Source organism: Exiguobacterium sp. s80 (genome assembly GCF_018618725.1).
GTDB lineage: Bacteria > Bacillota > Bacilli > Exiguobacteriales > Exiguobacteriaceae > Exiguobacterium_A > Exiguobacterium_A oxidotolerans.
Map to the genome: position 1 here is coordinate 208102 of NZ_JACSMP010000003.1, position 13793 is coordinate 221894.

At 47.3% G+C, this 13793-nt stretch carries 16 protein-coding genes and 1 other annotated feature; of the genes, 5 read left to right on the top strand and 11 right to left on the bottom strand.

Going from position 1 to position 13793, the window contains the following annotated elements; all coding sequences use genetic code 11:
- The first annotated feature begins 8 nt into the window (after positions 1 to 8).
- From KNP94_RS08945 to KNP94_RS08965, 5 genes are read left to right on the top strand one after another with little or no spacing between them, the layout of a single operon-like run.
- On the top strand, positions 9 to 296 hold the full coding sequence (locus KNP94_RS08945) for an EscU/YscU/HrcU family type III secretion system export apparatus switch protein (protein WP_088837768.1): 288 nt from the start codon (positions 9 to 11) through the stop codon (positions 294 to 296).
- Positions 296 to 688, top strand: coding sequence for a flagellar export chaperone FliS (locus KNP94_RS08950; RefSeq protein WP_214766826.1), 393 nt, complete (start codon positions 296 to 298; stop codon positions 686 to 688). Before KNP94_RS08945 ends, KNP94_RS08950 begins: the two co-directional genes overlap by 1 nt.
- A complete protein-coding gene (locus tag KNP94_RS08955) occupies positions 688 to 1581 on the top strand; it encodes a flagellin N-terminal helical domain-containing protein (RefSeq protein WP_215115577.1) in 894 nt (297 codons plus the stop codon). Before KNP94_RS08950 ends, KNP94_RS08955 begins: the two co-directional genes overlap by 1 nt.
- Positions 1582 to 1599: 18 nt before the next feature.
- Positions 1600 to 2040, top strand: a complete 441-nt coding sequence (locus KNP94_RS08960) for a YaaR family protein (RefSeq protein ID WP_214766822.1) — start codon at positions 1600 to 1602, stop codon at positions 2038 to 2040.
- Between the two features lie 24 nt (positions 2041 to 2064).
- On the top strand, positions 2065 to 2733 hold the full coding sequence (locus tag KNP94_RS08965) for a DUF2225 domain-containing protein (protein WP_215115578.1): 669 nt from the start codon (positions 2065 to 2067) through the stop codon (positions 2731 to 2733).
- A gap of 42 nt (positions 2734 to 2775) precedes the next feature.
- Here KNP94_RS08965 and KNP94_RS08970 read toward each other — a convergent pair whose 3' ends face one another.
- From KNP94_RS08970 to KNP94_RS09020, 11 genes are all read right to left on the bottom strand, one after another.
- Positions 2776 to 2952 (bottom strand): hypothetical protein, encoded by a 177-nt coding sequence (locus KNP94_RS08970; protein ID WP_204251403.1) that lies wholly within the window; start codon positions 2950 to 2952, stop codon positions 2776 to 2778.
- Positions 2953 to 2979: 27 nt separating this feature from the next.
- Entirely contained in the window at positions 2980 to 3333 is a 354-nt protein-coding gene (locus KNP94_RS08975) for a hypothetical protein (protein ID WP_214845259.1), read from the bottom strand.
- The gene (fliS, locus tag KNP94_RS08980; RefSeq protein ID WP_214845260.1) at positions 3330 to 3698 is read right to left on the bottom strand and encodes a flagellar export chaperone FliS; all 369 of its coding nucleotides are present in this window, start codon (positions 3696 to 3698) and stop codon (positions 3330 to 3332) included. Before fliS ends, KNP94_RS08975 begins: the two co-directional genes overlap by 4 nt.
- A gap of 15 nt (positions 3699 to 3713) precedes the next feature.
- On the bottom strand, positions 3714 to 5285 hold the full coding sequence (gene fliD / locus KNP94_RS08985; protein WP_214845261.1) for a flagellar filament capping protein FliD: 1572 nt from the start codon (positions 5283 to 5285) through the stop codon (positions 3714 to 3716).
- An 18-nt stretch (positions 5286 to 5303) separates the two neighbouring features.
- Positions 5304 to 5660, bottom strand: a complete 357-nt coding sequence (locus KNP94_RS08990; RefSeq protein ID WP_214845262.1) for a flagellar protein FlaG — start codon at positions 5658 to 5660, stop codon at positions 5304 to 5306.
- Positions 5661 to 6168: 508 nt separating this feature from the next.
- On the bottom strand, positions 6169 to 7764 hold the full coding sequence (locus tag KNP94_RS08995) for a flagellin N-terminal helical domain-containing protein (protein ID WP_215115579.1): 1596 nt from the start codon (positions 7762 to 7764) through the stop codon (positions 6169 to 6171).
- Positions 7765 to 7988: 224 nt separating this feature from the next.
- Positions 7989 to 9272, bottom strand: coding sequence for a methyl-accepting chemotaxis protein (locus tag KNP94_RS09000; protein WP_214810562.1), 1284 nt, complete (start codon positions 9270 to 9272; stop codon positions 7989 to 7991).
- 208 nt (positions 9273 to 9480) lie between these two features.
- Positions 9481 to 10995, bottom strand: coding sequence for a peptide ABC transporter substrate-binding protein (locus KNP94_RS09005; protein ID WP_214810561.1), 1515 nt, complete (start codon positions 10993 to 10995; stop codon positions 9481 to 9483).
- Positions 10996 to 11089: 94 nt separating this feature from the next.
- Positions 11090 to 11326 (bottom strand) — a binding site (T-box leader).
- A gap of 62 nt (positions 11327 to 11388) precedes the next feature.
- Positions 11389 to 11781: a hypothetical protein gene (locus KNP94_RS09010; protein WP_214801966.1), complete on the bottom strand. Its 393-nt coding sequence runs from the start codon at positions 11779 to 11781 to the stop codon at positions 11389 to 11391.
- Between the two features lie 621 nt (positions 11782 to 12402).
- On the bottom strand, positions 12403 to 13233 hold the full coding sequence (locus KNP94_RS09015; RefSeq protein WP_029331434.1) for a GNAT family N-acetyltransferase: 831 nt from the start codon (positions 13231 to 13233) through the stop codon (positions 12403 to 12405).
- Between the two features lie 63 nt (positions 13234 to 13296).
- Entirely contained in the window at positions 13297 to 13779 is a 483-nt protein-coding gene (locus KNP94_RS09020) for a hypothetical protein (protein WP_088837780.1), read from the bottom strand.
- Between the last annotated feature and the right edge of the window lie 14 nt (positions 13780 to 13793).

Sequence of the window (13793 nt, forward strand, 5' to 3'; positions counted from 1 at the left end):
GAGGAGCCATGTATCAAAAAATTGATTTAAAACATCGAAAATCAGCTGCCGTTCTACGGTATGATGAACATTCAGGCAACGCTCCCGTCGTCGTCGCCCGGGCGACCGGACAAGCCGCCGACCGGATTCTACAGGAAGCGCGCGCCAGTGGTGTCGCGATCGAACAGGATACATCGTTGCTTGGTCACTTACTCGACCTCGATCTTGGAACGGCGATTCCGCCACAACTCTACGACGTGATGGCCGAATTATTGTTATTGATTGAAGAACTCGATCACGCGAAAGGACGAGACTGATGACAGAACAGGAACTGTTTCAAATGACACCGCAACAATTGACGGAAACGATGCTCCAGGGACTCGTCCTCCAATATGACCGGTCGTTGCTCGCCCGCGACGACAACCGGTTCGATGAAATCAACGAACGGTTGCAAAAAGCCTATCAACTCTTAACGAAACTACAAGCAGGGCTCCATGACGACGGTGGCATCATCACCGGTCAACTCGACGCCCTTTACCAGTACTTAGCAGACCAGACGTTACAGGCCTACCGGACGCCACTCGTGTTAGACGAACTGCTCCAACTCGCAGAAGAATTACTCGTCACGTGGCAAGCCGCAAGTCTGAAAAAAGAACGACCGCTCGTCCGGGCGGCACACCATGAACGGTATGAAGGGATGGATTATTAATGCGGATCACCAATAACGTACAGGCACTGAAAGCGTACCGGAATTTAAGTGCTAACCAACTGAACGTCAAGACGACGATGGATAAACTGTCGAGCGGACAAAAAATCAACCGCGGCGCCGATGACGCGGCCGGTCTCGCCATCTCGGAGAAAATGCGGAACCGTCTCAAAGCGCTTGATAAAGCGGAACAAAACGTCCTCGACGGAATCTCGATGGTTCAGACGCTTGAAGGCGGCATGAGCGAAACCCATAACTTATTACAACGGATGCGCGAGCTCGCCGTCCAGGCCGGCAACGGAACACTGGCGACAGAGGACCGGTCGGCTATCCAGGAAGAAATCAACCAATTGACAAATGAAGTCTCACGAATCGCGCAAACGACGCAGTTCAACGGGAAAGACTTATTGACGGGTAACTTCAGCACGGAAGACAACGCGATCTTCATCCAGACGAATGCCGGGGCGAACGAAGGGATTTCCTTAACGATTGACGATATGCGGGCGCAAAGCATCGGCATCAGCACGACTACCCAGCTGAACACCGATGTCCGCAAACTCGATGTCCCAAGCGTCGACGGCACACCCGAATACGCCCTCAGCGTGATGACGGAACAGGACGCGAATGATGCCATCAGCCGTTATACGCAAGCAATCGACACGGTTTCAGCGCAACGGTCGAAACTCGGTGCCATCCAAAACCGCTTCGAAGCGATGACATCCGTCCTCAGCGTCAGTAAAGAAAACTTGACGGCATCGGAGTCGCGGATTCGTGATGCTGATATGGCGCGTGAAATGATGGAATATGCAAAATACAATATTTTGAATCAATCCGGAATGGCAATGATTGCCCAAGCGAACGCTTTACCGCAAGGCGTCTTACAACTACTCAACTAATCAAGGAGGACGACAGCTATGGATATCCGGCGCATCCAAGAAACGAGCCGCCTGCAGACACCGAAGACCGGACCACGCGAGGTCGAGGCGTCGACGACGTTTTCTGCGTTGATGCAAGATAAACGCGAGCATAAAGGCTACGAACGGCTTCAACAAAAGTTGACACTCGTCGAAGAACACGGACAATTGCTCGCCGAGAGCCAGACGATCGAGAACCTCGAGAGCTACAAAGAGAAAATCAAGGACTTCCTAAAAGATGCCCTTGATCAATCGCAGCAACTCGAGGAAAAACGCGGCTTCAACCGGCGCGGACGGACGAAAATCTACAAAGTCGTCGAACAGGTCGACACGAAGCTGCTCGAGCTGACAAACACCGTCATCTCCGGTGAGTCACGCCGTCTCGACATTCTCGACCAAGTCGGAGAAATCAAAGGGATGCTCGTCAACGTCTTTGTCTAAATCGATCCCGAGGAGTTTTATCTAATGCCTGCTATCTACTCAAAAAAATGTAAATGCCCGTATTGCTTGAAGGAAACAGAAACGAAGCGCGTCTTAAGTCGGCATATCCGTGTCGCGCAGACCGACTTCGACGGTTTCATTCACTATGACGGACCAAATGTCTATTATTACGAACCGGTTCAATGCACGCATTGCCGCTTCATCTTCCATGAAGCGTTCGAGAAGCTCCGTCCGGACGTCCGGGAACGACTGACGACGGACATTCTTCCCGCTTTACCGGTGTTAGCGTTCGCTACGACTGAGCGGACAGCGGAGCAGGCAATCCAGCTTTATAAGCTCTGTCTTTATAGTGCTCAAGTGACACTCCAAAAAGAGAGTATCCTTGCGATGCTCGGCGTCCGAATCGCCTGGTTAAATCGTTTGCTTGCAAACAAAGAGCAGGAAGTGCTCTGGATGGAGCGGTCGGTCGAGAAGTACGAAGCGCTTTATCTCGATTATACCGACGCTGTCCGGACCGGGATCCCGCATGACGTTTTATTGTTACGAATCGCCGACCTCTATGCGAGTCTCGAGCGGACAGATGACGCGAAACAATGGTACAGCCTGATTTTTCAAAGTAAAAAAGTCTCGGACCGAATCAAAAAAGAGGCACGAGAACACTGGGAACTGTATCGGGAACGGCACCAAATCTAAACGGTATAACAAAAAGGGCATCCGTCACGGATGCCCTTTTTGTTACGACTCACGTCGATATTTTTCTTCTTCGTAGACGTCAGGTCCGTCCGAGATCGGGCGTTCCGCCTCTTCCCAAGATTCGGACTCGACGTCCGGTTCGATGAATTGATCATACGAACCATCCGATCGGTAAAACGGTTTTGGCACGGTACGTTTTTTCTCTTCACGTTTAGTCACGCAAGATCCCTCCCTGGAATAAGAAAGTTACTGACGAGAATCAAAATATGGTGAAAAACTACCTTCCACTTCTTCGTACGGGTCGATATACGATTTCCGGCTGACTTTCGTCTGTCGGAGTTGATTGATTTGTACCCCTAATTTAGCGGTTTCTTCAGATAATTTCAAGTCCAGTTTCCGACTTTCGGCGACGAGTTCTTGAATGACCGCCTGATTGGCCCCGGCAAGCAAGTTCGAATGAGCGGCAATAAACGCTTCCCGTTCGTTCAGCAAGTTTTGAATCTTGCTGAGCCACTCGTCATAGACTTCCTCTTCCGGTGTCTGCTCAAGCAAGTCCATTAAGTGTTTCGTCTTCAGACGCAGCGGATCAAGCGGACTCATCGTTGACGCGCGAGCTTCATCGCTTCTTTCCACGTCTCACGAAATTCTTCCGCGAAACCAATCACTTCGTCGATTGCTGCCACATCATTTTTAATGTTCGCGTCAATCAACCGCCCCTGCATGTAATCATATAAGTTATTTAAATCAGTTGATAGAGAAATCGATTTATTAAGTGTCAATTGGAGCTCCATGATGATCGCCTGCGCTTTTTGAATGTACGTATTTTTATCCTGAATGTTTCCCTGTTCGATATTGCGTTTCGCCATCATTGCGAACTTAATCAGCCCTTCATAGAGCATCAACGTCAAGTCTTGCGGTAATGCTGTTGTCACAGAGTTCGATTGGTATGTCGCATATGGGTTCATATTCTGAAGTCCTCCTTATTGTCCTAAGTATGAAGCGAGTGTCGCTGATTGACTGTTCGCTTGGTTCATCGCCTGTTCCATTGCTGCGAAGCGGCGGTAATAGGCATTTTCTTTTTTTGTTAGCTTATCTTCCCATGACAAAATAGTCTTATCGACATCAGCAAGTGATTTCCCGAGCCGGTATGTCGTTGCAACAGCACCGTCGAGTCCGGCAACCTTCGAGATTTTATCACGCATCGTCGTCGCAAATCCTTGGATTTGCCGGACAAATCCATCAAGTCCACCAGGATTTGGAGTAACAGAGCCATCAGGATTTTTTACTGGGTCTGGGGCATCCGCCGTAAACAGCTTATAGACACCTTCCGGTTGTTCCTCAAGCATTTTCTTGAGTTTTGTTTCGTCAATTTTGAGCTTTCCCCCGTCACGGAAATCACTCGTCGTCGTAATTCCGATTTGCGACATATAGTTCAAAGAAATTGTATCCGTCCCTGACTGGTACGTATATCCCGTATCAATTTTCGATGAGATGGCACTGCGGAATGAATTCATCCCGTCACGCAAGAAACTATCATTCTTTAAGACGCCACTCATCGCTTTTTCTTCCCACTTCTTGACTTCGTCTTCACTCAGTTCTTTCCGCTGAGCATCTGTTAATGGTTGGAAGTCACGATACTTCTCTTCGTTGACTTTTTTGTTCATCTTATCAATCATATCGTTATATTTATCGACAAATTTTTTGATTGAGTCGAAGTTCGCTTGCGTATCAATTTTTGTATTCAGTGTCGTTGCTGTCGTCGATGTCCCATTTAACGTAATCGTTAAACCATTTTGGGTGAAGGTATTGGTTGTCTGTTCGAGCGCAGTTCCCCCAATACTATAAATCGCATTTTCCCCTTTCACCGCTGTTTTGTTTGGTGCAACTGCAGTGGCTAAAGGATTTTTATCGATCCAAGAGATTTCATCATTCGAAGAAAGTTTTCCTGTACTTTGACGGGTCAAAACTAATTTACCCGTGATGTCATTGAAAACAGCACTTAAACCAAGCGATTTGTCATTATTAATTTTCGAGACAAGATCGCCAATCGTTGCCGTTCCATCAAACTTCATCGTAACCGGCGTGCCTAATGTCCCATCAACTTGATAGGTGTTCAGTTCAAGTTCCATATTTCCAGAACCATCTATTCCGACCAGACCGCTCGCATCGAGTTTAGTTTGACTCGTCGTTTTTCGCGTCGTTGCATCATAACTGGAAAGAACAAGCGATGAAGCAGAAGCTAATTGCGTGACACTATCAATCGTCACACTACCTGCAGTCGCAGCTGGACTTGCCGTTACCGATACCTTCGACGCATCAGAACTCGTGACGGTCTTTGACATATAGTTTTTTGATAACAACATGTCACTCGCTGCTGTCCGTAAATCAAGTAATCCCCGGTTCATCTCACGGTAGGCATCGCGTTGCCACGTTAAGGTTTGTTTCTTTTGCGCTAAGCGATCAACAGGTGCACGTTCCGCTTGCATCAATTGTTTAATCATCGTTTCCGTATCAATCCCGCTTGCGAGACCACTTATCCGAAGTCCTGCCATCCAATCAGTCCTTTCCCATTAAATCCGTTTATCGATCAGTTGATTAAATTCCATGAATGCCGCAAAAAAATCCAGTTCTTTTTTACTTGGGATTTCTTGCACGACATTGTTATTCGTATCAACGACTTGAATGTAAAATTCATTCAGTTTTTCATGTTTGACGAACTTTAGACCAGTACGTTGCGTTTCTAATTGTAAATTTGCTTTATCAATCGCGCTCTCAAGTTTCGTTACATGTTGCGGCGTCGGTAAGATGACGATTCCGTCTTGTGCCAGTTCTTCTTGATTCGCTTCAACGAAGACGTTCCGCGTTGCTTCGTAAGGTAAGACGTTTGCAGGCAGGTGAAGCCGAATTTCCGTATTGATGGAATCCATAGACAAACACTCCTTTTTCTTCTCTATGTAGTATATCGGCATCTTCTGTTGAGTTGTAATACCTGTTTTTAAAATTCAATAGAAAAAGGCCATGGAACGAGTCCATGACCTTGAAGTAAAAGTATGACCAATTACGATTAACGGAGTAATTGGAGAACGCCTTGCGGCTGTTGGTTCGCTTGCTACGCGCATTAGCTTTCGCTAATGATAAGACTATATCTTCATCCTAGTTGTTGCTAGGAGCTGGGCGCTTCCCCCGCCGTTTACGGAGTACGGATTTCATAACCATCGGACATGTCCATTAGGTCGTCTATCCTAGTCGTTGAACCTTCACCAAGGTTTCCCTACAGGTGCTTGGCTGCTGATTGTCCAATCCTTGACGTTTTTCAGAACGGTCACGCTCTCCGTTTCCAGCCACGTTGTCGTACATCAAGGCTCTCAGGAGTTCCAGCAATTCACCCAGTCATGCTCTGATCAGTTACCCAATCAGACGCCCGGTGGAATCAAATTACCGAAGGAGTTGAAGTACGCCTTGGGGTGCTTGATTCGCTTGAGCCAACATTGCTTGTGCAGCTTGCGCAAGAATCGAGTTCTTCGTTTGGTTCATCATTTCTTTCGCCATATCAACGTCACGAACGCGTGATTCAGCCGCTGTAATGTTTTCAGAAGATGTTTTTAAGTTGTTGATTGTGTGCTCAAGACGGTTTTGAACAGCACCGAGTTTAGAACGTTCTGAAGATACATTTTTGATAGCAGAATCAATAGAAGTTAATGCTGAAGCTGCACCTGCTTGACTAGATACATCGACACCAGAAATTCCGAGAGCCGCAGAACGCATGTCATTAACACCAAATGTAATTGTTTGGCCTTTGTTAGCACCAATTTGGAATGTCATTCCACCGTTGCTTGATGCATCAGTCTGAGCTGCAGATAATCCTAAATCCGAAACAGCAGTTTGTCCTGCTTTATCAGAAAAATTAACTGGACCGCTCTCACTCAAGACTTCAAATTTACCTTCTTTTGTAACGTTTACTTTCACATCAGCAATGTAACCTGGATCAGCTGAAGAAGCTGCTCCTGAAGAAGTGTTAGCAGTAGCGATGGCTGCATTGATGTCAGTTTGCATTTGTGTAGCAATAGTTGACATAGCAGTATCATTTGCATATGCAGCACCTGGAGTTACCTCCATAGTTACTCCGCCGATTTCAACGTTATATTTATCTGTAGTAGCAACAGATGTACCACTGTATTTTGTAGTTCCAGCAGTTTCGACTCCAGCAGCATCTGCTGTCATTGATTTTAAGACACCCGTTCCAGCGGTTACTTTAGAATCTACGCCTTTAGAACCACTTTCGACTACTAAGTTTGTACCGTCACTGTATGATTTAACGTGAGCGATATTTTTTCCAGAAGCGTCGATTGCTTCATTGATTTTATTTCCAATCAATTCAGCTGCTTTTTGTTTGCTGCTTGCATCTGTGTCAGCAGCTTTTAAAACGTTCTTTTCATCAGCAGTAAGGTTCTGCCAGTTAACATCGATATCCGCACCGTCAATGTTAATCGTTTCTTTTACGAAATCACCAGCAACAGCGTTTGTGACTGCTCCTGAAATATTACCAGCACTCAATTTTGCAACAGTTCCACCAACTGTTGAATTTTGTCCAACAGCTGCACCACTAGATTTAAGGTTACCGTTCAATAATTTTTGAGTGTTGAACTCAGTTGTGTTACCGATACGATCGACTTCTTCTTTTAATTGTTTAACTTCGTCTTGAATTGCTTTACGATCATCAGCAGTGTTTGTTCCGTTTGCTGATTGATCCGCGAGTTCACGAACACGTTGAAGAATATCGTGTGTTTCGTTCAATGCACCCTCAGCTGTTTGAATCAATGAAATCCCATCTTGTGCGTTACGTGATGCTTGGTCAAGTCCACGAACCTGAGCACGCATTTTTTCAGAAATCGCAAGACCAGCAGCATCGTCGCCTGCACGGTTGATGCGGAGACCTGAAGCCAGTTTCTCCATTGATTTACTTTGAGCTGCAGAAGCGCTCGAAAGTTTGCTGTGTGTGTTAAGTGCTGTAATGTTGTGATTGATAATCATTTTAAGTTTCCCTCCATAGGAATGAATTTTTTGTCTCTTTGAAGATCCTTCTTCTCCGAGATGCGCCCCCTGGCCGGCCCAAGAGTAGCGCGGTGGTTGTAGTCGATGACTGCTTCCACTCTATATATCGTCGCCGTGCCCAAATGTTTAACAGTTTCTCTCAAAAAAAATAAAAAAATTCAAAAGAAAAATCGCAGACGGGACTTCCGCCTGCGATTCCTAAATTAGAGACGCGTCGCGCCCGTTTCTTCTTGCAGTTGTTCTGCGACTGAGACGAGCTCTTCCATCGCACCGTTGACTTCACTGAGTGAAGCTGCCTGATGACTAGAAGCCTGTAAGACTTGCTCCGCATGTTTTGACGCTTCTTCGACCATCGCCAAAATGTTCGCCGTCGTCAAACCGACCTGATCAATCTCTTTGTCCGATTTTACGACAAGTTGATCAACCGATTTAACACGTGAATACACATGTTCTGTTGAATGGTGAATCTCTTCGAATGACGACCCTGCTTGTTCGACGAGTCCGACACCGGTCGCGACTTCTTTTTGGACGTCCGTCATTGCATTCGCCGTATCATTGACGAGACGTTTAACACCGGAAATCAAGTCGGTGATTTCTTTTGCTGACGTCGCTGTTTGTTCAGCCAGTTTCTTGACTTCCGCCGCAACGACGGCGAAACCACGACCGGCTTCTCCGGCACGTGCTGCTTCGATCGAGGCATTCAAACTGAGTAAGTTCGTCTGTGCTGAAATGTCACTGATGACGTCCGTGATTCGTGAAATTTCACCTGTCATGTCCGTCAAACGACCATTGAGTGTCGCGGATTGTTCCATCTTACTCGAAATCATATGCATCGCTTCAACGGAATCCGTCGCGAGTGTCTTACCGTTTTCAGCTTCTGTCTGCATGACGGTCGCTGATTTCAAAGCTTGATTCATTTCTTGTGCGACTTCATCCATCGTCCGTTTGACGGCACCGAGTGCATCCATCGAGAGGTACGCTTGATCGACGTTCTCGTTCATCTTCGTCGAGAGCTCCGCCATCGCAGTCCGGATGCTTTCACCTGACGCGTTGCCTTCCTGAACGGCTGCCGCGATTTCTTGGGCAGATGCCGTCAGCTTATCGCTTGAGCTGCCCATCTGTGTCGCTTGCTTGCGGATATGTACTACCATCACTTCAAGTTCATGCATCAATTGATCGACTTCGTCACCACGCTTCGCTTCTTCGAAATCCACATCAAAGTTACCGTTCGCGACTTCACGTGCCGTTTGTGTCGCTTTTTCGATTGCTTTGATCGGCTGACGGAGAATCAATTGAATCAATAGTGATCCGAGAATCGACAAGACTAATCCGATACCCGCTCCAAATAAAATCGCTTGGTTTTCTGCAACGTCGACTCCACGCGAGAGGAATAATGTCAGCTGGGCAGAAATTCCGCCTGTAATGATTGAAATCACGAGAACCCATACAAATAACCGAATCTTTAAATTGCTACGTAACTTACTCATATCCGTAACTTCCTTTCCTGATTCTTTTCTCAACATTCTCCTTATCGGCAAGATATGAGAACGCTTTAATAGAATTGACCTGATTTCAAAGTCGGTTATAGGATTTACTTGTCACAAAATAACAATTTGATTTGTGACAATGACAGATCCACACAAAAAAACCGTCCGCTTCATCATCTAATCATGACAAGGCGGACGGCTGATCTTTTTACTTCCGGTCAATTTCGACGTACTTATACGAGATGTCCGTCCCGACGTTGTGTCGGGCGAGGTGCGTGATTTCCGTGTTTTGCAAGAAGGCGTTTTTGCGTTGGTAGACCGGCGAAATCGCTTGATCGTCGAGTAACAGCGATTCGGCTTGGCTCAAGAGTTCCAACCGTTTATCTTGATCAAGTTCTTTTTCTGCCTGTTGCAAGAGACGGTCATACTGTTTGTTCGAGTAATCCATCATGTTGAACGGGTTACCGGTCATGAACAAGTTCAAGTACGTCGTCGCGTCTTGATAGTCCGGTGCCCAGCTCGCGAGTGACAAGTCGTAGTCCCCTCGTCCTTCACGGGCAAGACGTTCCTTCTTCGGCAGCGGCAAGAGTTTGACGTCGAGGTTTTGACGTTTAAGCGTTCCTTGAATGTACTCACCAATTTTTTTCGAGACGTCATCGTCCTCGATGATCATCGTCAATTCTAGATTTTGCGGTTCGAGGACTTTCTTCGCCTGTGCTTCGTCGAATGATGACGTGATTTGACGTGTTTTATCGTACTGCGGGTCAAGCTCTTGCGGGACGATATAATCGGCCGGTAACGAACCGTTTCCGAGTAACGTTTCCGTCAACGCTTCTTTATTATAAGCAGCGTCAATTGCTTGGCGGGTCTGCTTATCTTTTAAGGCGTCCGTTTTTTGATTCATCCGGATGAAAAACATCCGTGAATCACTGAACGTGTTGTACTCTTTTTTATCTTTATAGTTGATGACGTTTTCCGAGTTGAGCGGTGCGACATCGAGTTCACCTGTTTCAAACAAGTTGATCGCAAGCATCGGGTCCTTGATGATTTTGACGTCGACTTCGTCAATCTTGACTTGTTTTTGGTCGGCGTAGTCAGCATTTTTCGCGAGCGTGTAGCCTTGCTCCGCTTGATACTTCTTGAAGGTGAACGGTCCATTGTAGACATTCGTCTCAGGATCCGTCCCGAACTTGTCGCCTTGTGCTTCAACGATATCTTCACGGACCGGCATGTATGTCCCGAACGTCGTCATGCTGAGGAAGTACGGTGTCGGCCGTTTCAGTTCGATTCGCAACGTTTCGTCATCGATGACTTTCGTTTCTTTGACGGGCTCAAGCAAGTACGCAAACGGGGAGTTCGTCTCGATGACGCGCTCATAGGCATAACGGAAGTTTTCTGCCGTGACGGGTTTTCCGTCAGACCATTTCGCCGTCGGGTCAAGCTTGAACGTATAGACTTTACCGTCTTCCGATACGCTGTGTGACGCGGCAGCTGCCGGGACGAGTTCATTGTTTTCATCGAAACGGTATAGTCCTTCATAAATCTGGTTGAAGATGTTCGACGTAATGGCATCTGCCGGGTCAACCGATAGGAGATCATAACTTTCCATCGTGTGCAGGACTTTCTTTTCATTTTCATTTGGTGCTGCTTGTTCTGTGTCTGTCGTCGAGCATCCTGCGAGTAGGAACGCCGTGCTTGCCGCCGCGATCAATGTCTTCTTCATAAAAAATTCCTCCTAAAGATAATGTGCGTTGGATGATTCGGCGTTCCTTGACGTAAAACAAAAGACGCCCTCTATGCATAGCAAAAGCTGCTGCATAGAGGACGCCTGTATCCGCGCGGTGCCACCTCTAGTTGAGATTAAAAATCTCCTCTTGTCGCTGGTCCAACAACCAGCTAGCCTTGTAACGGGGGCAACCGTCCTGTCTACTGCAATCGTTCAACAGGCTCTCAGCGGTCCATTCCCTAATCAGCTTACCGCGTCAGGCTCTCACCTTTCCTGACTCGCTTTGTCGGCAGTGTTGACGGTACTTACTCCGCGTCGTTGATTTGTTTGATATGGCTTAACTTGGTCTTTACTTTACACGGCTCGGATTTCACTGTCAATCAAAAGTGCTCAAAACGGATGATCTTCCTGTTTCTCCTGTTCTTTCCGGACCGGACGGGGACGAATCGGTTCGACCCGCTCGACGTGGGTCCGTGTAATAATCCGGTTACCAAATGCCGCGTCAAGTAAAATCGTGATGGCTGCTGCCATGTGTAATAACATCCCGACGACCGGAATGACACCGACTGTCGATGCGACGATTCCGACGATGTTTCCTTTTGAGACATTGCCGGCCCGCGCCGTCAACACCACAACCACGATGTGAAACGCAAGCATCAACCACAACGCGTTATACCCTGACCCGAGAACAATCAATCCACCGAGAATCGGAATCCCGAGGATGGCCTCTAAACCACCTGACACCCACTTCAACGTCCGTAATGATTCCTGTCGATCATTCATGTCGTCGCCTCCTCTATTTTTCCATATATTTAGTATACGACAAAACACGGGAGAGGTTTCAGACTTCCTTTAGATTATGAACTTATTTTTTTACGTGGTTTCCTTCGCTACATGTCCCTTAATTGCTAACAAAAAAGTTTCCGTCGTCCGGGCGCGACTCCTGTGGGAAAAGGAAGGGCTTGTCCCTTCCGTCAGGAACAGGCAAGACCCGGTCGGCTGCAAGTCGATCGCGGCTTGCGTTCCGCCCGAGGAAAGCGCGCCCGAGGACGATAGGAAACGATACTCTATTTTTTAAAATCAGTAAGACCCAAACGCCTATGCCTTTTATAACGATTACATAAACAAGCCCACTCCCATGAACTTTCCATCAAACTGCTTATGCTCCTATCGTCCGGGCGCGACTCCTGCGGGAAAAGGAAGGGCTCGTCCTTTCCGTCAGGAACAAGCGAGACCCGGTCGGCTAAAAGCCGATCGCGGCTTGCGTTCCGCCCGAGGAAAGCGCGCCAGCGGACGATCGGAAACGATATTCTATTTTCTTAGAGAGTAGTAAGACCTAAGGTCTATGCTTGCTATACGATTTCACAAAAAAAGCCCACTCCCGTGGACTTTCGTTCAGACTTCTTATAATTCAAGCACGTGGAACTGATAACCGCGACCGACGACGAATCCGGCATCTTTATAGAGATCCAGTGCCCGTGCGTTATCCGTCTCGACATCGAGTTCAAGCTGCGTTCGACCTGTCCGGAACATCGCTTGGACCATCAGTTTCAACATCTTCTTCCCGTAGCCATTGCCCTGCGCTTCCGGACGAACGGCGAACGCATGGATGCTCGCTTGTGTCTCGGATGCTAAATATGCACGGACGACACCGACCGGCTGACCGTTCGCGACACCGACATACGTGACGCGATCCTCTGTCTCAATCGCTTGATAAATCGCTTCCGCCTCGTCCGCTGTATTTCCGAACGACTGTCCGAGCGTCTCGACGATGAACGGACGGTCCGATGCCGTCGCTTCGCGTAATTCGAAATCAGGATCTGCTTTTAAGAACAATTGCGCTTTTTTCAGCACCATATTGTATTCCGTCATCCGGTACTCTGCCCCAAGCTTGCCCAAGACTGCTTTACCGGATTGACTTGCATCATCAATCACGAACGTAAAGGCTTCCGCGCCCGTTTCGCGCGCTACGCCAGCCGCCGTTTCGACGAGCGATTTAAAAATCCCTTGCTGCCGGTAATCGGGATCAACGAAGACGTTGACTTCCCATTCTGTCGGTAGATACGCGAAGGCTTGCAGGTAGCCAATCAATTTTGAGCCGTCGTAGACAGCAAAATCATTCTCGCCGACATAATCTGCCGCCACCTTCAATTCAATTCCATCATGATCGTTGACACATTTCTCAAGTTGCAAGACATCTGTCGTTTGTAAGACTTTCGTTACTGTAAATTCCATCTCTCTTCACCTCAACCTTTACTATAGCGAACCACTAAAAGAAGCACTAGCAAAAGCTAATGCTTACTGCAGTTTAAATGTTTTCATCATCCGCGGAACGTGATATGTGATCAAGCGTTCGATTGTTTTGTTCCCGACTGCACCTTTAACGGCTTCCGTCGGTTGGACATAATAGTACGTTTTATTGTCCTTCGTCCCAAGATACGTGCCGTACCCGACTTGACGATCGAACTGTTTTTTCGACAGTTTCTTCGGTTCATAGTTCAAGTTGACGAGCAACTGATCTTTTCCCTTCACTTTATAATAGAGCGAAAACGTTCCGCTTCGTGTCACGGTACCGTACTTCGTCTTGACCGTCTTGTTTTTGATCAGCTCGACTTTGTCTTGCGCGATCGCTTTCTTCAGCGTCTCTGTCGCCTTGACCGAATAACCAAGCTGTTTGTTTTGAACCATCCCTTTTTGATAAGAGACGTTCGTCGCACCAAAGGCCGTCACCGGAATCAGACATGCCCCGATTAATAGTCCTGTCATTGCGATTCGTTTCATGCTGATTCCTCCTT

What these genes read in the sequence shown, in the direction of transcription:
- KNP94_RS08945 (WP_088837768.1), top strand. Translation starts at nt 9, where the DNA reads ATGTATCAAAAAATTGATTTAAAACATCGAAAATCAGCTGCCGTTCTA.
- KNP94_RS08950 (WP_214766826.1), top strand. Translation starts at nt 296, where the DNA reads ATGACAGAACAGGAACTGTTTCAAATGACACCGCAACAATTGACGGAA.
- KNP94_RS08955 (WP_215115577.1), top strand. Translation starts at nt 688, where the DNA reads ATGCGGATCACCAATAACGTACAGGCACTGAAAGCGTACCGGAATTTA.
- KNP94_RS08960 (WP_214766822.1), top strand. Translation starts at nt 1,600, where the DNA reads ATGGATATCCGGCGCATCCAAGAAACGAGCCGCCTGCAGACACCGAAG.
- KNP94_RS08965 (WP_215115578.1), top strand. Translation starts at nt 2,065, where the DNA reads ATGCCTGCTATCTACTCAAAAAAATGTAAATGCCCGTATTGCTTGAAG.
- KNP94_RS08975 (WP_214845259.1), bottom strand. Translation starts at nt 3,333, where the DNA reads ATGAGTCCGCTTGATCCGCTGCGTCTGAAGACGAAACACTTAATGGAC.
- fliS (WP_214845260.1), bottom strand. Translation starts at nt 3,698, where the DNA reads ATGAACCCATATGCGACATACCAATCGAACTCTGTGACAACAGCATTA.
- fliD (WP_214845261.1), bottom strand. Translation starts at nt 5,285, where the DNA reads ATGGCAGGACTTCGGATAAGTGGTCTCGCAAGCGGGATTGATACGGAA.
- KNP94_RS08990 (WP_214845262.1), bottom strand. Translation starts at nt 5,660, where the DNA reads ATGGATTCCATCAATACGGAAATTCGGCTTCACCTGCCTGCAAACGTC.
- KNP94_RS08995 (WP_215115579.1), bottom strand. Translation starts at nt 7,764, where the DNA reads ATGATTATCAATCACAACATTACAGCACTTAACACACACAGCAAACTT.
- KNP94_RS09000 (WP_214810562.1), bottom strand. Translation starts at nt 9,272, where the DNA reads ATGAGTAAGTTACGTAGCAATTTAAAGATTCGGTTATTTGTATGGGTT.
- KNP94_RS09005 (WP_214810561.1), bottom strand. Translation starts at nt 10,995, where the DNA reads ATGAAGAAGACATTGATCGCGGCGGCAAGCACGGCGTTCCTACTCGCA.
- KNP94_RS09010 (WP_214801966.1), bottom strand. Translation starts at nt 11,781, where the DNA reads ATGAATGATCGACAGGAATCATTACGGACGTTGAAGTGGGTGTCAGGT.
- KNP94_RS09015 (WP_029331434.1), bottom strand. Translation starts at nt 13,233, where the DNA reads ATGGAATTTACAGTAACGAAAGTCTTACAAACGACAGATGTCTTGCAA.
- KNP94_RS09020 (WP_088837780.1), bottom strand. Translation starts at nt 13,779, where the DNA reads ATGAAACGAATCGCAATGACAGGACTATTAATCGGGGCATGTCTGATT.